Genomic DNA, 21,897 nt, shown 5'->3' with positions numbered 1-21,897 from the left:
GCTCAGAGCCGGATGCATTTGCCAATCCCACCACTCCTTCCCGAATGCGACCTCCTCCGACTTCCGGGAGTAGGAGACTCCAATGGGCAAGCTGCGATGATTCGTCCTCGAGAACACAATGGTTCCTATGAAATTCTTCGCCCAAATGCCTTCGCAACACCGCTTCAGTAGCCGAAGTGGACGCGGGACACAATTCAAGCGGTTGTGCTTGCGGCGTGTTAGCAACCAAATCAAGTGTTAGCGGCCAATTTTGCATCCGGGTACCCAGATTCTCGCGGTGCATCTGTGGACAACCCGAATCCCCGAAGGAAACCATCAGTGACGCTCTTTCGGTCATCTTGCAATGAATCCTGCAATCCTCACCCTGGGTCAGGATTTGAGGCATCGCTGCGGAAAGCCGGCGTCGCCGCTGCGCCCCCGGAACGATTGACAGCGGACGGGCCCGGACCCATTGGATGATCAGCCCGTGGAAAGGTGAGAGGGAATGGTCGCATTCGGAACGAGCGGATTGCGCGGCCTTGCGGTGGACCTGCTCGCCGGGCCGGGATACGCGCATGTCTGCGCCTTCGCCAGACATATGCTGGCCGGCGGCAGCCTTGCTCCGGGCGCCAAGGTGCTTGTCGGCCGTGACCTCCGTGCCAGCAGCCCGGAACTCGCCCGTCAGACGATCGCGGCGCTGGCGCAATCCGGCCTTACACCGGTCTACTGTGGCGTGATCCCCACCCCGGCGCTGGCGCTCCAGGCGCTCAAGCTGGGAGCCGGAGCGGTGATGGTCACCGGCTCTCACATCCCGGCGGATCGGAACGGTCTCAAGTTCTATCGGCCGGACGGCGAGATCGCCAAGGCAGACGAGCGCGCCATCGCCGCCCTGGCGCGAGAGAATGCCGGAAGCGCAGCGCCCTCGGAATTGCCTCGACTGCCGCCACCCGACGACGAAGCCGTTGCCGCCTATCTGGCGCGGTACCGAACCGCGTTTCCGCAGCCTGTGCTGCAGGGCAAGCGGGTCGGCGTCTATCGGCACAGCTCCGTCGCCGCCGACATCCTGGTCGATCTGGCCGGCGCACTCGGGTCCGAGGTGGTGCGCCTTGGCGAGAGCGACGGGTTCGTCGCCGTGGACACCGAGGCAATCGACGCTAGAACGGCGGACCGCCTCAAGGCCTGGTCGCGCGACCATCGCCTCGATGCGATCATCTCGACCGACGGCGACGGCGACCGGCCGCTCCTTGCCGACGAGACGGGACGGATCGTGCGGGGCGACGCGCTCGGCCTGATCTCGGCGAGGTTCCTGAAGGCCGACGCGGTGGTCACTCCGGTAACCTCCAATCCCGGAATCGTCGGCGGTGACGGATTCCGGCTGTTCCGAACGAAGGTCGGCTCGCCCTTCGTCCTCGAAGGGATGGCGGCCGCCACGGCGGCCGGGCACCGCGCAATCATCGGTTTCGAGGCCAATGGCGGCCTGCTCATTGGCAGCCCGATTGCCTTGCCGACCGCGGAGCTTGAGCCGTTGCCGACCCGCGACAGCGTGCTTCCCATTCTCTGCGCCCTCACGTCTGCCTTCGGAGCGGGGCTTGAACTGTCCGCGCTCGTGGCAGGCCTCGAACTCCCCGCATGTGCCAGCGGTCGATTGGAAAATTTTTCGCGCGACGACAGCGAGCGGCTGATGACATGGCTCAGCGAGGACGAAGAAAATGTCCGGACTTTCCTCGGTGGGTTGGGCGACCTGTCGGGAATGGATGACACGGACGGGCTGCAGATGACGCTTTCCGATGGAGGCTCGCTGCACTTACGCCCTTCCGGAAATGCGCCTGAAATGCGGTGCTATGCCTCGGCGCAGAGCGAGGAGCGAACGTCCGCTCTTCTTGCTGCCGGCCTGGAGAGAATTCGGAGATTCGCGCAGGTCCCGGGTTTGAAGACCGGGTAAGGTTCTGAGCGGTCTGCAGGTGATCTCGGCTGTCCGGTCTCTGGCACTTGCCGGCCGGGCTGGCCCAGTTGTCGTTCGCGACGGCCTCGCGGAGCTAATATGGCTGGGCGATATGCCGTCGCGGGGATATGAAAGGAGCGCCGGGTCACCCGCGAAAAGCGGAAAACAGGAGTTCGGAGCGCTTGAAGCCAAGGAGGATCATCCTTCCGGTCGTCGCGCTGGCGGCACTGACCGTTCCGTATCCTGCGCCTCCGCAGCCGGATCTGGCTTCGCTGCCGAAGGATCAACTACAGTCGGCCCGCCCCCCGCGACCAGAAGATAAGCCCGGGTTCTTGTCCTTCGCGTTCGACAGCCCCCACCCATTCGTTCCGGTCATCGGCAGCGATCCGGAGCGAATCTGCGACCGGCTCGACGAGGCCGGATTTGCGAATTTCGGCTGGCGCGGCGCCGAAATCTCCGGGATCTGGGAGTGCATGGCCCGGCTCGAGGAGGCTCCTGTGGACATCTCTCAGGATGACGAAGCGGAGCCAGATGCCGGGGAGGGGTTGGACGCGGCAGGCCCGCCGGCAAAGGAGAACAGCCTGTTCTATCTGTTGCGCGGGACGAGCCGACAACGGCTTGCCTATGCGCGGATGAAGCTTAATCTCCTGGAGCCGCAGAACGAAGACGAGTTGTTGGGTCGAGCCAGGGAATTCCTCGAGGTGCTGGCGGACGCGGCCAGATTTCGACTTCCGCAGGAGATCGCGGCCGCCGTGCTGGCCAAGCAGCCGGTCACCGTGTGGACCGCGGAGGCGACGTTCAAGCTGAAGCCGGAGTTCGACGACCCGCGCCGCTTCAACCTGTCGATCGAATTCGGGCCGGCCCTCCGCGCCTTCCACCAGTCCGAGTATCGGGCCGCCGGTCCGGCTCCAGGCAACGGAGCCGCAGACGAAACCGTTTCAGTTAAAGAGGGCGGCAACAACTCCCCCGACAAAAGGGGAAGGTTGCGGCCGGATGGTTAGCTGTTTGGTCCCGGCATTTTCTGGAGCGGGCTTGCCCTGGGGCGTTCTTGCCGAGAATCGAACGCTTCGGCCAACCGCGATGCTGCCAGATCCGTCCGACTTGAGCGCCCGCGATTGGAACCTTACATCATCTGTGGGCTTGACTCCTATGCGCGTGTGGATACAAGGCAGCCCATCCGACCCGGGCTGCTTCGGCCCCGCAGTTGGGGAATAGGTTAACGGTAGACCAGCGGACTCTGACTCCGTTAGTCCTGGTTCGAATCCAGGTTCCCCAGCCACTTGATTTTGTTACGCTTTTTGACTTTCCGAACTCAACCATGTTCGCAGGGTCCGCGTCGAGGCGGCCCGCCAACTCGGTCCCGTGGGCCTCGATGTTCGCGCCGATCAGCGCCGGCTCGGTCCTCGTCGGGACCGGCAAGGGCATCGCGCAAGGGAACGATTGACGGCACTTGTCGCAATCCAGCCGCAGGGTTGCTGCTCGAGAGATTTCGCAACTCGACGTGCGTAAGTCGGCAGAGGCAGCGGGCGATCGGGAACGGTCTGGTCAGCGAGCGAACGGGCGAACGGCTGCCCATTCATCACGCTTCACCCCTTATCCATCACTAGCTTCAGCGTTTGCAGCAGCCGCCTGTGCACGTGGGAGTGGCGATGCCTGACATGCACGGCCGAATAAATCGGGTGCGAGATGATTGGCGCTTCAGCCACCGCGCGGACAAGGCCCTCCGCCAGGAGCGGCTCGGATGCGGCCTCGGTGACATAGGCCGTGCCGCCTCGTCGAGACAACAGAAACACGATCGCTCCGAGATTGCCCACGGAAAGCGGCGTGCTTTCCAATTGCGGAAGGAGTTGCTTGTGCATGTGGGCGAATGGCAACGAGTAGTTCGCCCTGATGTAGTCGCTCCTGTCGACTTCGCTCAAATGCAGGCGGTTTGAGCTGACCATGACGTAACGCTCTTCGGCGATCTGTTCATAGTGGAGATCCGGCATATGCCTGGGAGAATACAGGACGGCGAGGTCCAGGTTTCCACGCGTCAGATCAAGGATCATTTGATCGGCGTAGTCGATTTCCACATAGAGCGCGAGCTTGGGCATGGTGGATCGAACGCGATTCAGGAAGCTTTCGAGGACCCGCTCGTACATCTGGCTCGCGAGGCCGATTCGAATTAGCTGATCGAATGCCTCGATCGATTGGACGTTGCGCCGGGCATCGAGCCAATGCAGCTTGAGCGAACTGGCCAGTTCTTGAAAGCGCGCCCCTGCCGCCGTCGGCGAAGTACCCGACTTGCTGCGCTGAAACAGCTGCTTTCCCAGCATCTGCTCAAGCGTGCGAATGCGGCTTGAAACGGTGGACTGCCGCACGCCAAGGCGCTCCGCGGTGCGATTGAAGTTCCTCGTCTCGATCAAATCGAGGAAGGTATCCAGCAACTCGAGATTCATCGTCCCTCGGCTTTCCGCCACGCAGTTGCCAATCCTAATCGGGATTATCGATTAATGACAGATGCCGCTCGGGTTGCTTGCCGCGGGAGGAGGCTCCAAGATCGCCGCGTTGCTGTGCTGTCCATCCCGCCACTGCCGGGGCAGCGGAACCCAGTCCTGCGAGAAAGTCCGGTTATGGAAACGGTCAAATTCACTCAGATGAAGGATGGCGACAGGGAGGATTACGCCTTCCTGACTGAGCATGAAGTCGAGTACGCGGCAGGCACCGCCGACCGTCTGCTCGACGCGATGACCTCGCTGGACAAGTCACTGTCGGGCTACAAGGTTACACGGCTCGGTCATTCGTTGCAGAGCGCCACTCGCGCGTGGCGTGCGGGTGCGGATATCGACTGGGTGGTTTCGGCGCTGCTGCACGATATTGGCGACATCTATGCGCCGTATAACCACGACGAATATGCCGCAGCCATTATCCGGCCCTTCGTCCGCGAGCAGTGCGCCTGGGTGGTCGAGAAGCATGGCGACTTCCAGATGCTCTATTACGGCGAGCATGTCGGCGGAAATCCCAACAAGCGCGACGCGTTCAAGGGACACGCCTGCTATGAAGACTGCGCTGACTTCTGCGAGATGTGGGACCAGTCCAGCTTCGATCCGGATTACGACATGATGCCATTGGCCTTCTTCGCGCCCATGGTCCGGGAGGTCTTCGCGCGTAAGGCCTATGACCCGCAAGTAGTCAGGCCCGGCATACGCGTGCCGCTCACGGATGCCGGCGTCGCCGCCCAGCGCGCCAGTCAGAATTGATATTTTTCAACTCACGAAGACGGCTTCTCTTAAGCCGCTCTTAGCACACGCCATAAGGTTACACGGAGAGGAGCGAATGGCCGGTTTCAAGAGCAATGGTGACCGCGTCCCTGGTCATATCCACGATATGGCCGTCCGCGCGAAAGCGGGCGAGATGGATCGCCGCGAATTCCTGGCGATGGCCAGCGTCTTCGGCGCCGCGGCCGCCATGGCCTACGGCTTGATCGGCCTTGCCGCACCGACGCCCGCAGTTGCGCAGGAGCCGAAAAGGGGTGGCGTGCTCAAGGTCGCCATGGTGGTCAAGGAGCCGAAGGACCCGCGCATTTCCGAGTGGCCGGAGGTTGGAAATGTCCAGCGCCAGACTCTGGAAACCCTCATCCGCTACAACCGCGATTTCACCTTCTCGCCCAACCTGCTCGAAAGCTGGGAAGTGAATGATGACGCCACCGAGTATGTTCTGAAACTGCGCAAGGACGTGACCTGGACTAACGGCGATGCTTTCAACGCCGACGACGTCGTTTTCAACTTCGTGCGATGGTGCGACAGGTCGGCCGAAGGCAATTCGATGCCCGGTCGGTTGGGCACGCTGGTTGATGACAAGACCGGCAAGGCTCGCGAAGGGGCCATCACCAAGGTTGACGACCACACGGTGAAGCTGAGTCTGCTTTCCTCTGACATCACCATCATTCCGAGCATCAGCGAATACACAGCGCTCATTGTACACCGCAGCTTCGACGAGACCGGCGCCGACTTCGTGAAAAACCCGATCGGCACGGGACCGTTCGAACTGGTGTCGTACGACGTCGGCACGCGGGTGGTGTACAAGCGTCGTGAGAGTGGCACTTGGTGGGGCGGCGACGCGCTGCTGGACGGCGTGGAGTTCATCGACTATGGCGCCGACCCGAATGCCATGCTCAATGCCTTTGAGGCCGGCGAGGTGCACGCCAACTACGAGACGACCGGCGATTTCGTCTCCATTCTCGACGGCATGGGCCTGACAATGTCCGAGGTGGCGACCGCCGCCACCATCGTCTGCCGCACCAATATCAACAACAAGCCTTACGACGACCAGCGCGTGCGCAACGCGCTGCAGCTTGCCGTCGACAACGAGACAGTCCTGCGCTTGGGCTATGGCAATCTCGGCTCCGTGGCCGAGAACCACCATGTAAGCCCAATCCATCCCGAATATGCCGAGCTACCCAAGAAACAGCGCGACATTGAGAAGGCCAAGGCGCTGATGGCCGAAGCAGGCCAGATGGACTTCGAGCATGAACTGATCTCGACCGACGAGGAGTGGCACAAGAACACCGGCGATGCCATCGCCGCGCAGCTTCGCGAAGCCGGCATCAAGGTCAAGCGCACGGTGCTGCCGGGTTCGACGTTCTGGAACGACTGGGCAAAGTATCCCTTCTCGCTGACGACGTGGAATTCGCGACCCCTCGGCGTGCAGATCCTCGCCATCGGCTACCGCTCCGGGGAGGCCTGGAACGAAACCGCGTTTTCCGATCCGGATTTCGACGCCAAGCTCAATCAGGCGCGCGGCGTAGCCGACGCCGACAAGAGGCGCGAAATCATGAAGGACATCGAGACGATCCTGCAGGATTCAGGCGTCCTCATTCAGCCCTTCTGGCGCAAGCTATATTGCCACATGCAACCAGAAGTGAAAAATCATGCCATGCATCCTGCATTCGAGTTGGATTTTGGCACGGTCTGGTTGGGCGAGGCGACGTAGAGGCGCTCGCGGAGACAGAAGGCAGCCGGCCCTTCCAGCCGGGTTCCGCCATTGTGTCGTCCATCTCGTGATGAATGGGGCTGACGAACCTATGACAAGGTGCCGGGGGCGAATGTGACATCGCCCCCCGAGAAATTTCTTGTTCGACGGGCACTCGGTCAGGCGGACTCCCGGGGATCTCGTGGCGTCCGCGGGCCATCAGCATGGCGACCGCGCGACATGCGCCGTCGAACTCATTGGGGCTTGGGTGCAGGTGAGGCTGCACGTGCCTGTTGTGGCTCGCGGTCCCGGACATATGGAGCAGAGCCATAAGCCGGATGAATTCGCGACAGAGGCGCAGTTGCACCAATGCAGCGCGTTGATGATGACCCTCGTCGACGAATTGTCCTCCTGACGCCGTGCGGGATTCGCCACCGGGACAGGGTGCCTCGATCAAGCCGGTCTGGAGGATTGCTCTTGAGTTGATGATCCACGTCTTCCTTGCGAACTCTGCAAGCCGCCAAGGACAGCCTCATTGGGTTCTTCGTGGTTGACCTGTCCCGAGGGCTTCCATTTCCTTCATCCGAATGCACGGGGCTTCCGTCTCGGTTCTTCTCCCGCGATTGGCGGAACTGAGTGTTGCCGGCGCGGTTGTCTCCATCATCTCGAGTTCGCTCGTGGTCCGTAATCGACCCGCTTGAGATTGAATGCAGAGGCGACGATGGTGACAGACCCTTATCGCGAACCAGCCTCCCGCCAGGTATCTCACCTGGCATACTCGTCAGTCCGCCGACGTTCGAGCGTCTCCCTGATCCTGGTGGCGTTAGCAGCCGGGGCAGGGTTGTTCCTTGCCTGGCAGGTCTCCCGACCTCTTCTTCTGATATTTGCCGGCCTTCTCTTTGGCGCGTTTCTCGACGCATGCACGCGCGGGCTCGCTGCACTGGTTCCGCTCCGACGCGGATGGCTACTGACGATCGTGTGTCTCGTCCTTGCGCTCGGTGCGGCCTGGCTGGTCGTGTGGGGGGGCACCAATCTGATCCAGCAGGCGGATAGCCTCGTCCGCCTCATCGGCAATGAACTAGTAGACCTTCGAGCGGAACTCCAGGCGATAGGGATCGGACCGCCGCAGGATGGGGAGGCGCCGCGCACTCTCGGCCAAATACTGTTCCCTAACCCGGGCGCCTTATTCGGGACGGCCTTTTCGGCGTTCAATCTGGCGTCGAGCTTCCTGGGCAGCATCGTGGTCGTGGTCTTCATCGGCCTGTTCATGGCGGCGAGCCCGGAGACCTACCATCGCGGCGTGCTGAGCCTCGTGCCCCGAGCACGCCGGCAGCGCATCGGGGAAGTGCTAAATGAGATGGCCGGAGCCCTACGTTGGTGGCTCGTCGGTCAACTCGCTGCGGGAACCCTGATAGCCATAACGACTTGGGTTGGCCTTGGGCTGATCGGAATGCCAGGCGCGCTCCCCCTGGGGCTTCAGGCTGGGCTGTTGAATTTCATCCCATATCTCGGCCCGGTCATCGCGGGCGTGCCGATCGTGCTTGCCGCCATGGCTCAAGGCCCCACAATGGTGTGGTGGGCCTTGGGCGTCTACTTTGCGATCCAGATCGTGGAGGGCTACGTGCTCACGCCCTTGATCCAGAAACGCGCGGTTGACGTGTCGCCCGTCCTAACGCTCGCGGCGGTGATGGTGTTCGGCGCCCTTTTCGGCGCGCTTGGCTTCGCCTTGGCCACTCCGCTCGTCGCCACCCTGAAGGTCGCAGTCGAGCGGCTGTACATCGAGGATCAACTCGAGAAGGGGGAGCTTTCGTGAGCCAAACGGGTCACTGGTGGCAGGAGGCAGACGTGGGCGCAGATACGGCTGATCACAGCGGCTTCTTGAACCACTTCGACAGGACGCCGACGATCCCCTCGCGGAACAACAGCACGCCGACCACGAAGATGCAGCCCTGGATCACCGTCACCCATGCGCCGAAGGTGGCGAGATAGTTCTGCATCGTCACGATGATCGCTGCGCCGACGATCGGTCCGAACACCGTGCCCATGCCGCCGAGAAGCGTCATCAGGACGACTTCGCCTGACATCGTCCAATAGACGTCCGTGAGCGATGCCAGCTGGAAGACGATCGCCTTGGTCGCGCCGGCAAGCCCGGCCAGCGTTGCCGACATGACGAAGACCGCGAGCTTGTAGCGGTTGACCCTGTAGCCCAGCGAAACCGCGCGCGGCTCGTTCTCGCGGATCGCCTTCAGCACCTGGCCGAAGGGCGAGTGTATGATGCGGTAGATCAGCAGGAGGCCCAGGAACACCACCGCCAGAACGAAGAAATAGAGCGTGAGATCGGCCGAAAGATCGATCAGGCCGAGCAGCCTGCCGCGTGGTACCGACTGGATTCCGTCCTCGCCACCGGTGAAGGGCGCCTGCAGCGAGAAGAAGAACACCATCTGCGCGAAGGCGAGCGTCACCATGGCGAAATAGATGCCCTGGCGCCGGATGGCGAGAGACCCGAAGACGATGCCCAGAATGCAGGCGGTTCCGGTTCCGAGCAAGATCGAGAGTTCCGGGGTCAGGTTCCAGGCCTTGGCCGCATGGGCGCAGACATAGCTTGCCGAGCCGAAATAGGCGGCATGGCCGAACGACAGCAGCCCGCCATAGCCGAGCAGCAGGTTGAAGGCGCAGGCGAAGAGCGCAAAGCAAAGCACCTTCATCACGAACACGGGGTAGAGCACAAAGGGCGCCACCAGGCCCAATGCGAGCAGTCCCGCGAAGATGAGGAGATGCTGCCTCGACATGCCTGCGGCCGAGGGCGTGTCGGTCGCCAGCGCGATGCCGGGATCGCTTGTTTCGACGGCCATCAGGCGGTCCTCCCGAAGAGCCCTGCGGGCTTGACCAGAAGCACGATCGCCATGATGACGAAGATCACGACGGCGGAGCCTTCCGGGTAGAACACGCGGGTCAGCCCCTCGATCAGCCCGAGGCCGAAGCCGGTGATGATGGAGCCGAGGATCGAGCCCATACCGCCGATCACCACGACGGCGAAGACCACGATGATGAGGTCGGCTCCCATGTTCGGATTGACCGAATAGATCGGCGCCGCGAGCACGCCGGCGAAGGCCGCAAGCGCAACGCCGAAACCATAGGTGAGGGTGACGAGACGCGGCACGTTAATGCCGAAGGCGCCGACCAGAGTCGGGTTCTCGGTGGCTGCGCGCAAATAGGCGCCAAGCTTGGTCTTCTCGATCATGAACCATGTCGCCAGGCAGACCACCAGGGAGGCGACGATGACCCAGCCGCGATAGTTCGGCAGGAACATGAAGCCGAGATTCTGGCCGCCGGCAAGCTGCTGGGGGATCTGATAGGGCAGGCCGGAAATGCCGTATTGGTTGCGGAAGAGGCCCTGGATGATGAGGGCGAGGCCGAATGTCAGCAGCAGCCCGTAGAGGTGGTCGAGATGGTAGAGGCGCGAGATCAGCAGCCGCTCGATCACGATGCCGAACAGGCCGACGGCAATTGGCACCAGCAGCAGCGCCCACCAGTAGTTCACGCCGAGGTAGTTGAGCAGCATCCAGGCCACGAAGGCACCCATCATGTACTGAGCGCCATGCGCGAAATTGATGATGTTCAGCAGGCCAAAGATCACTGCGAGCCCGAGGCTGAGCAGGGCATAGAAAGAGCCGTTGATCAGTCCAAGCAGCAACTGCCCGAACAGCGCCTGCGGCGGGATTCCCAAGAGCTCGAACATCGCTGTGCCTCGCGGTCTCGTAGAATGCTGCGGGACATGCCGGTCTGCCCGGCATGTCCCATTTGCGGGGCTTACTTGACGAGTTCGCAGCCGCCGTCGGCCAGCGGGCGGAACGCCTTGTCGGCCGGGATCGTGGCGACCAGGTCATAGTAGTCCCACGGACCCTTCGACTGATCGGGCGTCTTGACCTTGAAAAGATACATGTCGTGGATCTTGCGTCCGTCCTGACGGACCGATCCCTTGCCGAAAAGGGGATCCTCGGTCGGCATCTCCTTCATCTTGGACATGATTGCGGCGGCATCCTTGCCAGCGGTGGCCTCGACCGCCTTGAGATAGTGCAGCACGCCGGCATAGACGCCGGCCTGGACCATTGTCGGCATCTTGCCGCCGTTCTGCTCGCTGAAACGCTTGGACCATTCGCGCGTCTGGTCGTTCAGGTCCCAGTAGAAACTTTCGGTCAGCACCAGGCCCTGGGCCGTCTGCAGGCCGAGCGCATGGACATCGGTGATGAAGACCAGAAGACCGGCCAATGCCTGTCCGCCCTGGGTGATGCCGAACTCGGCGGCCTGCTTGATCGAGTTGATGGTGTCGCCGCCGGCATTGGCGAGTCCGATGACCTGGGCGCCCGAGGACTGGGCCTGCAGCAGGAAGGACGAGAAGTCGGTGCCGGGGAAGGGATGCCTGACCGTCCCCACGACCTCGCCGCCCGCAGCCTTCACCACCTCCGCAGTGTCGCGCTCCAGCGCGTGTCCAAAGGCATAGTCGGCAGTCAGGAAGAACCACTTCTTGCCGCCGTTCGCCACCATGGCGCTGCCGGTGCCATGGGCGAGCGCCCAGGTGTCATAGGTCCAGTGCACCGTGTTGGGCGAGCATTTGGAGCCGGTAAGGTCGGCGGTCCCGGCGCCCGAATTGATGAAGACCTTGTTTTTCTCCCGGGTGATCTCGTTCACGGCAAGAGCGGCCGAGGAGGTGGGCACGTCGAGGATCACGTCGACGCCGTCCTGATCGTACCACTGGCGCGCGATCGTCGAGGCGACATCGGGCTTGTTCTGGTGGTCGGCGGAGATGATCTCAACCGCGATGCCCTTGTCCGCCGCCTTGAAGTCCTCGACCGCCATGCGAGCGGCAATCACCGATCCTTCGCCGGCAAGATCCGCATAGATGCCGGAGCGATCGTTGAGCACGCCGATCTTGACGGCGGTATCGGCAAGCGCGGTGCCCGCCATCATCGTCGCCGCCAACGCGGCCAGCATCATAGTCCTGATCTTCATTACCTGCTCCTCCCGTATCGGCGCGACGCGCCGGTTTCACTCCCGTTGCTACACGCCGAGATAAGCGTGCAGCTTGTTGATGTTGCGCTCGATCTCCTCATTGGGGATCGTGTCGATGACCCTTCCCTGTTCGACCACGTAATGCCGATCCGCGACAGACGCCGCGAAGCGGAAGTTCTGCTCCACCAGCACGATGGTGAAGCCTTCCTGCTTCAGGCGCATGATGGTGCGCCCGATCTGCTGCACGATGACGGGCGCAAGGCCCTCCGTCGGCTCGTCGAGGAGCAGAAGGCGGGCGCCGGTGCGCAGGATGCGCGCAATCGCCAGCATCTGCTGCTCGCCGCCGGACAGCTTGGTGCCCTGGCTGGAAAGCCGTTCCCTGAGGTTCGGGAACAGTTCGAATATCTGCTCCACCGAAAGGCCGCCGGGCCGCACCTGCGGCGGCAGCATCAGATTCTCCTCCACCGACAGGCTCGAGAAGATGCCCCGCTCCTCGGGGCAGAAGCCGATGCCCAACCGCGCGATCCGCCGCGCGGGAAGTTCTATCGTTTCGCGCCCATCGAACATGACCGAACCGCTGCGCTTGGTCATGATGCCCATGATCGCCTTCAGCGTGGTCGTCTTGCCGGCGCCGTTGCGGCCGAGCAGCGTGACGACCTCGCCCTCCGAGACATCGAAGGCAACGCCATGAAGGACATGACTCTCCCCATACCAGGCCTGAAGGTCGCGTATGGCCAATAGGGGCGCGTGCGCCCCGTGAGGGGTCGTCTTCTCCAGGAGCGCCGCCTTAGCCATGACCCGCTCCGATATAGGCTTCGACGACGCGGGGGTCGGCGGACACCTGGGCATAGTCGCCCTCCGCCAGCACCTGACCGCGCGCCAGCACCGTGATGCGGTCCGAAAGCGACGCGACCACCGACAGGTTGTGCTCGACCATCAGGATGGTGCGATTGGCTGCGATGCGCTTGATCAGGGCCGAGATGCGCTCGACGTCGGCCTGCGCCATGCCCGCCATCGGCTCATCGAGCAGCAGCATTTCGGGGTCGAGCGCGAGCGTGGTTGCAATCTCCAGCGCTCGTTTGCGGCCGTAGGAAAGATCGCTCGCCCACGAATGCGCGAATTCGGCCAGACCGACCTCCGCCAGCAGAGCCGCGGCCTCCGCGTCATAGGCGGACAGCACCTTTTGCGAACGCCAGAAATCAAAGCTGTCCCCGCGCCGCCGCTGCAATGCGATGCGGACGTTCTCTAGCGCCGTCAGATGGGGAAACACCGCGGAAATCTGAAACGAGCGGACGAGGCCCAGCCGGGCTATGTCGGCAGGCGGTCGCGCCGTGATGTCCTCGCCCTTGTAGTGGATCGAGCCACGTGTGGGTTGAAGGAACTTAGTGAGGAGATTGAAGCACGTGGTCTTGCCGGCGCCGTTCGGGCCGATAAGGGCGTGAATGGTGCCGCGCCGGACGGCGAGGTCGACGCCGTTCACGGCGACGAATCCCCCGAATTCCTTGGTCAGCCCCCTGGCCGAGAGGATTACATCCTCGCTCCTCGCCATCTCCAGCTGGGCTCCTCCTCCCGGCATTCGCGCGATCCTGGCCGAACGCTACCGCGCTTTCTGGGATAAGTCAAAGCGTTCCATCATCACGGAAAAGAGTTCATATATATGAACAGGAACAGGCGCGGAGAGCACGATGCGGATCAGGCAGGTGGACAATGCGCTCGACCTACTCGACCTCTTCGCGCGCCAAAAGGAGCCGCTGACGCTGACCGAGATTTCGCGTGCGCTGCGCGTGCCGAAGTCGAGCACGTTTAACCTGATCGACACGCTGCTGGCGCGGGGCCTGCTCTACGAAGTCCATCCCCGATCGGGCTATTACCCGACGCGACGCCTATTCGATCTCGCCCGCGACATGATGGAAGGGGACTCCTTCCTCCTACGGATCCACGGTGAACTGGAATCGCTCGCCGATAGCACCGGCGAGACCGTCCTGCTTGCCGCACGCGATCCCCAGGACCAGAACGAGATCGTCTATATCGATGCGGTGGAATCGAAGGCGCCGATCCGATACTTCGCGAAGGTCGGCGACAAGCGGCCGATCTACACCACGTCGAGCGGCAAGGCGATCTTGAGCAGCTATCCAGACGAGGAACGCAGCCGCGTTCTTGCGTCGCTCACCTATGTCGCGCACCAGACGGGCACGATGAAGAACGCCGAGGAGTTGGCGGCGGTCCTCGATGCGGCGATCGCCCGCGGCTGGTGCGAGGATAATGCCGAATACACGCCGGAGGTCATGGGCATCGCAGTGCCGATCCGCTACGGCGAACGGCGTTTCGGCCTCGCATTGGCCGGACCCGTCTACCGCATGCAGGACCGCCGCGCCGAACTGGCCGCTCTTCTGCGTTCGACGGCGCAGCGCATCCAGACGACGCTCGCGAGCGACTGACCCGGCAAGAAACGTCCATCAACTGAGTCTTCCTCAAACGGCTCCGAAACTGGAAGCCGATATCGGGCCGCCTGCTGGTCGCCGCCCTCGTCAGTCGAGGAATCCTTACGAAGCGCAGGCGCACCGACGCCGACTTCCAAATGCCCCGTGCTTGCCGCCTGCTATGCGCCCGCCCTGCGGAAGGATCTGCTGGTAACGCAGTGCGCTACCGAACCGATCTGATATCCGACACCAGTCTTGGTGACAGCTATCTGCCCAGGAGATTGCGTTCTACGGTCTGCAGATGGATCAGCATGGCTTGCCGCGCCGCATCGGGATCGCGCTGCATCAGTGCGTCGAGGATCGCTTGATGCTCCCCGCAATAGGTCACACGGCGCTCTTCGGAGAAGGAACGCTTCTTCATCTCGAACCAGGGCGACTGGTTCCGCAGAATACGCATCAGATTATGGATTTCCTTCAGGAAATCGTTTCGTGAACAGGCGAAGACGCGGTGGTGGAACTCCGCGTCCCAATGCTCGAAGACCGGCATGTCGGTGCTGTCGCAGGCCGTCTCGTGAGCTTCGCGCACCGAGTTGAGCTCGCTGGTGCTTGCATTGGTGGCCGCGAACGAGGCGGCGGCGGGCTCCAGGAGTTTTCGGATCTCCATCATGTCGGCTGGGCTGGTTCCCTCCATGCGGGCGACCACGGCGCCAAGAGAGTTGGGGTCGACCGTGGCCAGGAATGTGCCGCGGCCGACATGCCGCACCAGGGTTCCGTCCTGTTCGAGGAGACCGACTGCGCGGCGTACCGTATTGCGGGCGACGCCGAACTCGTCGGCCAGGTCGCGCTCCGGCGGGATGCGGCCATTTTCTGCCCATTCGCCCGAGGAAATCCGCTTCCTGAGTTCGATTACGATATCGGCGGCGACGAGCCGTGGCATGGCAGCAGCCTCTTATGTGATCCGATTGTGAGCCATTCATAGTGCCAGCGGGCGTCAACGTCCACAGTAAATATTCATCGAGTGAACCAAAGAAAGACTGCGTAAGTACTCAATTCAGCAACGTTCTCCGGGACTGTCACGGAATTTGTCCGTCCGGCGACCTCCAGAATCCGCTTGCGTCCTGAACCATCCAACGTTAGCGTAGCAGAAAGAAGCCAAATTGGTTCAATAATGGCTCAAGGAGGGGAGGCGCATGAGGGTTGCGACATTTTCAATCGCGGGCGAGCGCCGCGTAGGCCTCATCGATGCCGAAGCTGAGACGATCGCCCCCTTTGATCTACCCGTCGAGCGTGCGGAAAGTGGCGTCCTCGCGCTGATAGAGCGAAACGGTGCAGGTCTGCCGCGAACGCTTTCACCCATGCCGCTGTCAAACGTCGAACTCGAGGCGCCGATACCGCGGCCGCGCCGCAACATCTTCTGCGTCGGCAAGAACTACTACGAGCACGCGCATGAGTTCGCGCGTAGCGGCTTCGATTCCAGTGCAGCCGCCGGTGCGGTACCGAAGAATCCAATTATATTCTCGAAGGTTCCGGAGTCGGTTGTCGCCACTCATTCCAAGGTGCTGATCGACACGAATGTCTCCTCCGCAATCGACTACGAGGCTGAGCTTGCCGTCATCATCGGGAAGGAAGGGCGCGGCATTTCCAAGGAAAGCGCGCTGGACCATGTGTGGGGCTACACCATCGTCAACGACGTGACGGCGCGCGACCTCCAGGGAAAGTACAGCCAGTGGCTGATCGGCAAGTCCCAGGATACGTTCTGCCCGATGGGCCCCTGGGCGGTGACCAAGGACGAGTTCGACCTCGAAACGGCCGGCATACGCTGCTTCGTCAACGGCGACATGCGGCAGAACTCCAAGATCTCGCTGCTGATCTTCGACATCCCGACGATCATCTCGACGCTTTCGCAGGGCATCACGCTGAAGCCCGGCGACATCATCGCGACGGGCACGCCGGCTGGCGTCGGCATCGGCTTCGATCCACCGAAATATCTGAAGGCTGGCGATGTGGTCCGCGTCGAGATCGACGGCATCGGCGCGCTCGAGAACCGCGTTTCGGAGCGGGCGCAATGACCACGGTCACGGTCGGCCAGACCGTCGTCGAGGTGACGGGAGAGGGTTTTCCGGTCGTGATGATCCACGGCCTCGGCGGAACCTCCAACATGTTCCAGCCGCAGATGCAGGCGCTGTCCGGCTATCGCGTCATCCGCATCGACCTTCCCGGCTCCGGCCGTTCGCCGCGCCCGCTCGATCCGCTCACCATAGAGATGATGAGCGATGCGGTGATCCGCGCCATGGACGGGGTAGGGGTGACCCGGGCGCATTTCGTCGGTCACTCGATGGGTACGATCGTCTGCCAGCAGATTGCGGCAAGGGAGCCGCAACTGGTCGCTTCGCTTTGCCTGTTCGGTGCGCTCGCCGAACCGGCGGATGCGACGAGGACCGGTCTCGCCGCCCGCACCAAGCTCGCCCGCTCCGGTAGCATGTCCGACATTGCCGACCAGATCGTCGCCAATGCGATTTCCGCTCATACGCGGGAGAACTCGCCGGCTGCCGTTGCCTTCGTTCGGGAGTCGATCACGCGGCAAGATCCGGAATCCTATGCCCGGACCTGCGAGGCACTGGCGAAGGCAAGCGCCGTCGATTTGCGCCGGATCAGTGCGCCGACGCTGCTGGTCACGGGCGACGCGGATGTCGTCAATCCGCTGAGCGTGGCGCAGGCGATGGCCGACAAGATCAAGGGCGCGGTGCTGTCTTCGATAGACAGATGCGGCCATTGGGCTACCATCGAGCATCCGCGCGAATGCAATCAGAAACTGACTGAATTCTTGAGGCGCGCGGACCGGGTGACCTGAGGACGAAGGACACCGGCGCGGGAAACCGCCCTTGCCACTTTGGGAGGAAGAGATGGCAGACGATAGCTGGAGCGGAAACGGCTCAGGTGGCACGCTGTTCACCAATGTGCGCATCCTCGATGCCACCGGCGACTATCCCTATACCGGCGAAGTCCTGATCCAGGGCAATCGCATCAAGCAGATCACCAGGGGCTCGTCGCGTTTCGGCACGTCGTCGAGCACCTATGGCGGAACGACCGTGATCGACGGCATGGGTGCGACGCTTATGCCCGGCATGATTGACGCGCACCTCCACCTTTCCTGGAACAATGCGCCAGGTGTCGACCCCATCAATTTCATGGAGGTCGAGGAGCACATGCTCGTCACCATGGAGATGGCCAAGATCGTGCTCGACGCGGGCTTCACGGCCGGCCGCGGCGCTGCCGCCGCCAAGCCGCGCCTCGACGTTGTCGCCAAGAAGTTCATCAACCAGGGCCGCTTCCCCGGTCCGCGCTATACGGCAGCCGGCCCGGAGATCACCACCGTCGGCGGGCTCGGCGACTCCGCGCCGTCGCACATCCCGCATCCTGGCCTCAACCTCGGCATCGTCGTGTCGGGTCCGGAGGAAGTGCGGCGCACGGTGCGCACGCTCATCAAGTACGGTGTCGACTCCATCAAGCTGAACCTCTCCGGCGAGGCGATCACCGGCATGGGAGCCGAGGAGACGCCAATGTCGGAAGAGGAGGTGGCGATGGCCGTCTCCGAGGCTAGGTGCCGCAACAAGGTGGTGTCCGCGCATGCCCGCTCGTCCAACTCGGTCAAGCAGTGCATCCGCCATGGCATCCGCAACATCTATCACGCCTCGTTTGCCGACGAGGAGGCGCTCGACATGCTGGAGGCCGTGAAAGACAAGCACTTCGTCGCACCCGGCATCGCCTGGCTCATCAACACCGCGCGTTACGCCGAACAGTGGGGCATCAAACCCGGCTCGGCGCTTTCGATGGAATATGAGCGCGAGCTCGAGATGTGCATCGATACGATGAAGAAGATGCACCGGCGGGGCATCCGCATCTGCATCGGCGGCGACTATGGCTTCGCCTGGACGCCGCAGGGCACCAACGCCAAGGACATCCAGACCTTCGTCGATTTGCTCGGCTTCTCGCCCATGGAAGCGATCCAGGCGGCCACGAAGTATGGCGGCCAGATCATGGAAATGGGCGACGAGCTCGGCATGATCAAGGAAGGCTTTCTCGCCGACCTGCTCCTCATCGACGGCGATCCGGTCTCCGACGTTCGGATCCTGCAGGACAAGAATCGCATCCTTGCCATCATGAAGGACGGCAAGTTCCACAAGGCGCCGCGCATGAACGAGCAGCGCCGGCGGCTGACTGCATGAGCGCTCTCGAACGGCCAGGCACTTCCGCCGACCTGTCGAGCGGAGGCATCACGAGGCGGCAGGCCTGGGGCCTGTTCTGGCTGCTCGTGGCTGCCGTGCTTGCCTGGCTGTTCCTCGCCGTCTGGCCGGACTGGCTGAATGCGGTCCTGATCTCCAAGAAGGCCTTCGTCAGCGCCGTCTTCAACGGTGTGACGCTGGCCGGCCTCTACTTCCTGGTGGCGAGCGGCTTCACCCTGGTCTTCGGCCTGATGCGCAACGTCAATCTGGCGCACGGATCGCTTTACCTGCTAGGCGCCTATATCGGCTACGAGGTGGCCAGTCGCACCGGCTACTGGCTGCTCGGCGTCGCGGCCGGCTTCATCGTGCTGGCGCTGATCGGGCTGGTCATGCAGGTCTTCGTGTTTAGGCGGCTCGAGGGCGACGACCTGCGCCAGACGCTGGTCACCATCGGCATTTCGATCGTCGCAGCCGACCTGATGCTTGCCGTCTGGACCGGCACGACCTACCAGATCGTCACGCCCGCCTGGCTCGACGGCGCGGTGGCGATGCCGATCGTGACAGCCGTGAAGTCCAACGGCGAAGCCGTCTTCATGCGGTATCCGTTCTATCGACTGGTGGTGCTGGCTGTTGCGATCGTGATCGGCATCGGGCTGTGGCTGATGCTCAACCGCACCCGCGTCGGCATGATGATCCGAGCCGGCGTGGACGATCGCGCCATGCTCTCGGCTTCCGGCGTGAACGTGCATGCGGTCTTTGCCATCGTCTTCGCGATCGGCGCCGGCCTGGCCGGATTTGCCGGCGTGGTCGGCGGCTCGGCGCTGTCGGTGGCGCCGGGCGAGGACGTGCGATACCTGCTCGCCTCGCTGGTTGTGGTGATCGTCGGCGGCATGGGTTCCATCACCGGCGCGGCAATCGGCGCGCTTCTCATCGGTCTCGCCGAGCAGATCGGCCTCGTCTATTTCCCGACCTACGGTATCGTGCTCACCTTCGTCATCATGGTGGTGGTGCTGGCGGTGCGTCCCCAGGGCATCATGGGGAAGGCGCGATGACGGTCCTTGCCTCGACCGAGCAGCCGGTTTCCGCCGGAACGGTCATCGAGAAGATCGGTGCGGGCAACATCGTGCTGCTGGTGCTGCTGGTCCTCTATCCGGCGGTCGCGTCGAACTTCTTCCTGGCGCAGATAGGGGCCTATTCGCTCATCCTCGGCATGATCGCGCTGTCGCTGATGCTGCTTGCGGGCTATGGCGGCATGGTCAGCCTGGCGCAGATCTCTGTGGCAGGCATCGCCGGCTATACGGTGGCGGTGTTCGGGCTCAACAATTCCGGCGTGCACGGCTTCGGCTGGCCGTTCTGGATCGTGGTGCCGTTTGCGACGCTCATCGGGGCAGTCGCCTCGGCGCTGATCGGGCTCATCTCGAACCGCACCGAAGGCATCTACACGATCATGATCACCCTCGCGATCGCGACGGCCTTCTTCTACTTCACCCAGCAGAACTATTCGCTGTTCAACGGCTTCCCCGGCTATACCGGCATCCGCGCGCCGGAGTTCTGGGGTGTCGCCTGGCGCGATCCGCTGCCTTTCTACTATCTCTGCCTCGGCTTTGCGGTCGTCACCTATGCGGCCGTGCTCTACGGCTCGCGCTCGACCTACGGGCTGACGCTGCAGGCCGTCCGCGACAACCCGCGCCGCATGCGGGCGCTGGGCTTCAACGTCACCGCCCACAAGGTGGTCGCCTATTTCTATGCCGGCGTCATCGCCGGCCTCGCCGGCGTCCTGCTGGTCTGGTTCAACGGTCGCATCTCGCCCGGCACCATCAATGTCGCAGCCGCCATCAACGTTCTGATCATCGCCGTGATCGGCGGCATGCGCCATCCGATCGGGCCGTTCCTGGGCGCGATCGTGGTGGTGCTGATGCAGACTTTCGCCATCGACATCGTCGGCGCCGAGCGGTTCAACACGCTGATCGGCCTGTTCTTTCTGGTGATCGTTTTCGTGTCGCCGGACGGTCTTCTTGGGTTGTGGGGGAGGATCAAACCACATCTGGCCCAGGAATCCTTGCGCTCGCTCAGATGAGGGCAGGGCGGCTTCAGTTTGGTCCATTGATGACAGGGAGGAAGAAATCATGAGGATACACAGGCGGGCACTTCTGGCGCTGGCGGTTGCCACCGGGCTCACCGCTCCGTCGCTCGCGTTTGCGGAAGATTCGATCAAGATCGGTCTTCTCGCGACTTTCGAGGGCCCCTTCACGGTGCTCGGCGAAGACGGCGAGCGCGGCGCCATGACGGCCATCGAAGAGGTGGGCGGCACGGTGGCAGGCAAGAAGATCGAGATCGTCAAGGGTTCGTCCGACGCCTCGCCCGACAGCGCCGTGCGCGCCGCGCGCAAGCTGGTCGAGCAGGATGGCGTGAAGGTGCTGGTCGGCCCGCTCTCTGGCGACGAGGGCATTGCGGTCAAGGACTACGCCAAGACGCAGCCGGACGTGACCTTCATCAATGGCACCTCGGCTGCGCAGGACACGACCCTGCGCGACCCGGCGGAAAACTTCTTCCGCTTCTCCACCGACGGCGCCCAGTGGATGGCCGGACTCGGCACCTATGCCTACAACGAGAAGGGCTACAAGAAGGTCGCGACCGTCGCCGAGGACTACTCGTTCCCCTACACCCAGGTCTTCGGCTTCATGGCCGAGTTCTGCAAGGCAGGCGGCACGGTGCCGTCCAAGTCGTGGGTGCCGATCGGCAACAAGGATTATTCCTCGGTCATCGCGGCGATCCCCGATGACGTCGACGCCATCTATGTCGCGCTCGGCGGTGCGGACGGCGTGAACTTCCTGACGCAGTACCAGCAGGCCGGCGGCAGCGCGCCGCTGATCGGCGGCTCCATCACCGTCGACCAGACCGTGCTCACATCGAAGGGCAAGATTCGCGAAGTTGTGATCGGTACCCCGTCTGCTGGCCCGGTCGCCGACACCAACGACGCGCCGGAGTGGAAGGCGTTCGTCGAGGCCTACAAGAAGCAGCCCAACGCGTTCCCGTCGCCGTCGCTCTTCGCCCATGGCTACTATGTCGACATGAAGGCGACGCTGCTGGCGCTGGAGCAGGTGGGAGCGGATGTCTCCGATGGCGGCGCCAAGCTGCGCGAGGCGCTGTCGAAGCTCTCCTTCGACACGCCGACCGGCAAGGTCTCGCTGGACAAGAACCGCAACGCGATCGCCGACATCTACCTGACGGAAGTGGCGGAAGGCTCCGACGGTAATCTCTACAACAAGCTTGTGAAGGTTGTGCCGCAGGTCAATCAGACGCTCGGGATCCCGGAGGAGGAGTTCCTGAAACTCGGCGTCGTCGGCCGCGACAACCCATCCTGCCCGTAACG

Annotated in this window: 19 protein-coding genes and 1 tRNA gene; 13 read left to right on the top strand and 7 right to left on the bottom strand. The window is 62.9% G+C overall.

What is annotated here, in order from left to right; translation table 11 throughout:
• Positions 1 to 484: 484 nt before the first annotated feature.
• From HUI96_RS12910 to HUI96_RS12900, 3 genes are all read left to right on the top strand, one after another.
• On the top strand, positions 485 to 1,921 hold the full coding sequence (locus HUI96_RS12910; protein ID WP_188255067.1) for a phosphomannomutase: 1,437 nt from the start codon (positions 485 to 487) through the stop codon (positions 1,919 to 1,921).
• Positions 1,922 to 2,103: 182 nt separating this feature from the next.
• The gene (locus HUI96_RS12905; RefSeq protein WP_188255066.1) at positions 2,104 to 2,922 is read left to right on the top strand and encodes a DUF6030 family protein; all 819 of its coding nucleotides are present in this window, start codon (positions 2,104 to 2,106) and stop codon (positions 2,920 to 2,922) included.
• A gap of 204 nt (positions 2,923 to 3,126) precedes the next feature.
• Positions 3,127 to 3,200, top strand: a tRNA-Gln gene (locus HUI96_RS12900).
• Positions 3,201 to 3,507: 307 nt separating this feature from the next.
• Here HUI96_RS12900 and HUI96_RS12895 read toward each other — a convergent pair.
• Positions 3,508 to 4,347: a LysR family transcriptional regulator gene (locus tag HUI96_RS12895; RefSeq protein ID WP_237684117.1), complete on the bottom strand. Its 840-nt coding sequence runs from the start codon at positions 4,345 to 4,347 to the stop codon at positions 3,508 to 3,510.
• Positions 4,348 to 4,533: 186 nt separating this feature from the next.
• Here HUI96_RS12895 and HUI96_RS12890 point away from each other — a divergent pair, with 186 nt between their 5' ends.
• The 3 genes from HUI96_RS12890 (at position 4,534) to HUI96_RS12880 (ending at position 8,684) form a co-directional block, all read left to right on the top strand.
• Positions 4,534 to 5,160 carry an HD domain-containing protein gene (locus HUI96_RS12890; protein WP_188255064.1) on the top strand — a complete coding sequence of 209 codons (627 nt, stop codon included), beginning with the start codon at positions 4,534 to 4,536 and terminating at the stop codon, positions 5,158 to 5,160.
• 76 nt (positions 5,161 to 5,236) lie between these two features.
• Positions 5,237 to 6,892 carry an ABC transporter substrate-binding protein gene (locus HUI96_RS12885; protein WP_188255063.1) on the top strand — a complete coding sequence of 552 codons (1,656 nt, stop codon included), beginning with the start codon at positions 5,237 to 5,239 and terminating at the stop codon, positions 6,890 to 6,892.
• Between the two features lie 700 nt (positions 6,893 to 7,592).
• Positions 7,593 to 8,684 carry an AI-2E family transporter gene (locus HUI96_RS12880; RefSeq protein WP_188255062.1) on the top strand — a complete coding sequence of 364 codons (1,092 nt, stop codon included), beginning with the start codon at positions 7,593 to 7,595 and terminating at the stop codon, positions 8,682 to 8,684.
• A 52-nt stretch (positions 8,685 to 8,736) separates the two neighbouring features.
• On the opposite strand, the gene HUI96_RS12875 is transcribed toward HUI96_RS12880, so the two are convergent.
• The 5 genes from HUI96_RS12875 to HUI96_RS12855 all read right to left on the bottom strand — a co-directional run bounded on the left by HUI96_RS12875 (position 8,737) and on the right by HUI96_RS12855 (position 13,430).
• A complete protein-coding gene (locus tag HUI96_RS12875) occupies positions 8,737 to 9,723 on the bottom strand; it encodes a branched-chain amino acid ABC transporter permease (RefSeq protein WP_188255061.1) in 987 nt (328 codons plus the stop codon).
• Positions 9,723 to 10,610 carry a branched-chain amino acid ABC transporter permease gene (locus HUI96_RS12870; RefSeq protein WP_188255060.1) on the bottom strand — a complete coding sequence of 296 codons (888 nt, stop codon included), beginning with the start codon at positions 10,608 to 10,610 and terminating at the stop codon, positions 9,723 to 9,725. The genes HUI96_RS12875 and HUI96_RS12870 overlap by 1 nt, the downstream gene beginning before the upstream one ends.
• Before the next feature lie 71 nt (positions 10,611 to 10,681).
• On the bottom strand, positions 10,682 to 11,881 hold the full coding sequence (locus HUI96_RS12865; RefSeq protein ID WP_188255059.1) for an ABC transporter substrate-binding protein: 1,200 nt from the start codon (positions 11,879 to 11,881) through the stop codon (positions 10,682 to 10,684).
• 48 nt (positions 11,882 to 11,929) lie between these two features.
• A complete protein-coding gene (locus HUI96_RS12860) occupies positions 11,930 to 12,676 on the bottom strand; it encodes an ABC transporter ATP-binding protein (protein WP_188255058.1) in 747 nt (248 codons plus the stop codon).
• Entirely contained in the window at positions 12,669 to 13,430 is a 762-nt protein-coding gene (locus HUI96_RS12855) for an ABC transporter ATP-binding protein (protein ID WP_188255057.1), read from the bottom strand. Before HUI96_RS12855 ends, HUI96_RS12860 begins: the two co-directional genes overlap by 8 nt.
• 136 nt (positions 13,431 to 13,566) lie before the next feature.
• Between HUI96_RS12855 and HUI96_RS12850 the strand changes: the two genes are divergently transcribed.
• Entirely contained in the window at positions 13,567 to 14,319 is a 753-nt protein-coding gene (locus HUI96_RS12850; RefSeq protein ID WP_188255056.1) for an IclR family transcriptional regulator, read from the top strand.
• Positions 14,320 to 14,566: 247 nt separating this feature from the next.
• Here the strand turns inward: HUI96_RS12850 and HUI96_RS12845 are convergent, their stop codons facing one another.
• Positions 14,567 to 15,238, bottom strand: a complete 672-nt coding sequence (locus HUI96_RS12845; RefSeq protein ID WP_188255055.1) for a FadR/GntR family transcriptional regulator — start codon at positions 15,236 to 15,238, stop codon at positions 14,567 to 14,569.
• 253 nt (positions 15,239 to 15,491) lie between these two features.
• On the opposite strand from HUI96_RS12845, the gene HUI96_RS12840 reads away from it, so the two are divergent.
• Genes HUI96_RS12840 through HUI96_RS12815 form a run of 6 tightly spaced genes read left to right on the top strand, consistent with a single transcriptional unit; the run spans position 15,492 to position 21,895 of the window.
• The gene (locus tag HUI96_RS12840) at positions 15,492 to 16,370 is read left to right on the top strand and encodes a fumarylacetoacetate hydrolase family protein (RefSeq protein ID WP_188255054.1); all 879 of its coding nucleotides are present in this window, start codon (positions 15,492 to 15,494) and stop codon (positions 16,368 to 16,370) included.
• The gene (locus tag HUI96_RS12835; protein WP_188255053.1) at positions 16,367 to 17,152 is read left to right on the top strand and encodes an alpha/beta fold hydrolase; all 786 of its coding nucleotides are present in this window, start codon (positions 16,367 to 16,369) and stop codon (positions 17,150 to 17,152) included. The genes HUI96_RS12840 and HUI96_RS12835 overlap by 4 nt, the downstream gene beginning before the upstream one ends.
• A 52-nt stretch (positions 17,153 to 17,204) precedes the next feature.
• Positions 17,205 to 18,527, top strand: coding sequence for a metal-dependent hydrolase family protein (locus HUI96_RS12830; protein ID WP_188255052.1), 1,323 nt, complete (start codon positions 17,205 to 17,207; stop codon positions 18,525 to 18,527).
• Positions 18,524 to 19,576 (top strand): branched-chain amino acid ABC transporter permease, encoded by a 1,053-nt coding sequence (locus HUI96_RS12825; RefSeq protein WP_188255051.1) that lies wholly within the window; start codon positions 18,524 to 18,526, stop codon positions 19,574 to 19,576. Before HUI96_RS12830 ends, HUI96_RS12825 begins: the two co-directional genes overlap by 4 nt.
• Complete coding sequence (locus HUI96_RS12820; protein WP_188255050.1) at positions 19,573 to 20,601, top strand: branched-chain amino acid ABC transporter permease; 1,029 nt, start codon at positions 19,573 to 19,575, stop codon at positions 20,599 to 20,601. Before HUI96_RS12825 ends, HUI96_RS12820 begins: the two co-directional genes overlap by 4 nt.
• 49 nt (positions 20,602 to 20,650) lie before the next feature.
• Complete coding sequence (locus tag HUI96_RS12815; RefSeq protein WP_188255049.1) at positions 20,651 to 21,895, top strand: ABC transporter substrate-binding protein; 1,245 nt, start codon at positions 20,651 to 20,653, stop codon at positions 21,893 to 21,895.
• Positions 21,896 to 21,897: the final 2 nt, after the last annotated feature.

The organism is Pseudaminobacter soli (ex Zhang et al. 2022), from assembly GCF_014595955.1.
In the GTDB taxonomy this organism is placed as follows: Bacteria; Pseudomonadota; Alphaproteobacteria; order Rhizobiales; family Rhizobiaceae; genus Kumtagia; species Kumtagia pseudosoli.
Note: the sequence above shows the minus strand (reverse complement) of the source record. Positions and strands in the feature narration are given on the sequence as shown.

Coding starts and splice junctions, on each gene's coding strand:
- HUI96_RS12910 (WP_188255067.1), top strand. CDS start 485: ATGGTCGCATTCGGAACGAGCGGATTGCGCGGCCTTGCGGTGGACCTG.
- HUI96_RS12825 (WP_188255051.1), top strand. CDS start 18,524: ATGAGCGCTCTCGAACGGCCAGGCACTTCCGCCGACCTGTCGAGCGGA.
- HUI96_RS12865 (WP_188255059.1), bottom strand. CDS start 11,881: ATGAAGATCAGGACTATGATGCTGGCCGCGTTGGCGGCGACGATGATG.
- HUI96_RS12840 (WP_188255054.1), top strand. CDS start 15,492: ATGAGGGTTGCGACATTTTCAATCGCGGGCGAGCGCCGCGTAGGCCTC.
- HUI96_RS12880 (WP_188255062.1), top strand. CDS start 7,593: ATGGTGACAGACCCTTATCGCGAACCAGCCTCCCGCCAGGTATCTCAC.
- HUI96_RS12815 (WP_188255049.1), top strand. CDS start 20,651: ATGAGGATACACAGGCGGGCACTTCTGGCGCTGGCGGTTGCCACCGGG.
- HUI96_RS12820 (WP_188255050.1), top strand. CDS start 19,573: ATGACGGTCCTTGCCTCGACCGAGCAGCCGGTTTCCGCCGGAACGGTC.
- HUI96_RS12855 (WP_188255057.1), bottom strand. CDS start 13,430: ATGGCGAGGAGCGAGGATGTAATCCTCTCGGCCAGGGGGCTGACCAAG.
- HUI96_RS12860 (WP_188255058.1), bottom strand. CDS start 12,676: ATGGCTAAGGCGGCGCTCCTGGAGAAGACGACCCCTCACGGGGCGCAC.
- HUI96_RS12870 (WP_188255060.1), bottom strand. CDS start 10,610: ATGTTCGAGCTCTTGGGAATCCCGCCGCAGGCGCTGTTCGGGCAGTTG.
- HUI96_RS12845 (WP_188255055.1), bottom strand. CDS start 15,238: ATGCCACGGCTCGTCGCCGCCGATATCGTAATCGAACTCAGGAAGCGG.
- HUI96_RS12850 (WP_188255056.1), top strand. CDS start 13,567: ATGCGGATCAGGCAGGTGGACAATGCGCTCGACCTACTCGACCTCTTC.
- HUI96_RS12890 (WP_188255064.1), top strand. CDS start 4,534: ATGGAAACGGTCAAATTCACTCAGATGAAGGATGGCGACAGGGAGGAT.
- HUI96_RS12875 (WP_188255061.1), bottom strand. CDS start 9,723: ATGGCCGTCGAAACAAGCGATCCCGGCATCGCGCTGGCGACCGACACG.
- HUI96_RS12830 (WP_188255052.1), top strand. CDS start 17,205: ATGGCAGACGATAGCTGGAGCGGAAACGGCTCAGGTGGCACGCTGTTC.
- HUI96_RS12885 (WP_188255063.1), top strand. CDS start 5,237: ATGGCCGGTTTCAAGAGCAATGGTGACCGCGTCCCTGGTCATATCCAC.
- HUI96_RS12835 (WP_188255053.1), top strand. CDS start 16,367: ATGACCACGGTCACGGTCGGCCAGACCGTCGTCGAGGTGACGGGAGAG.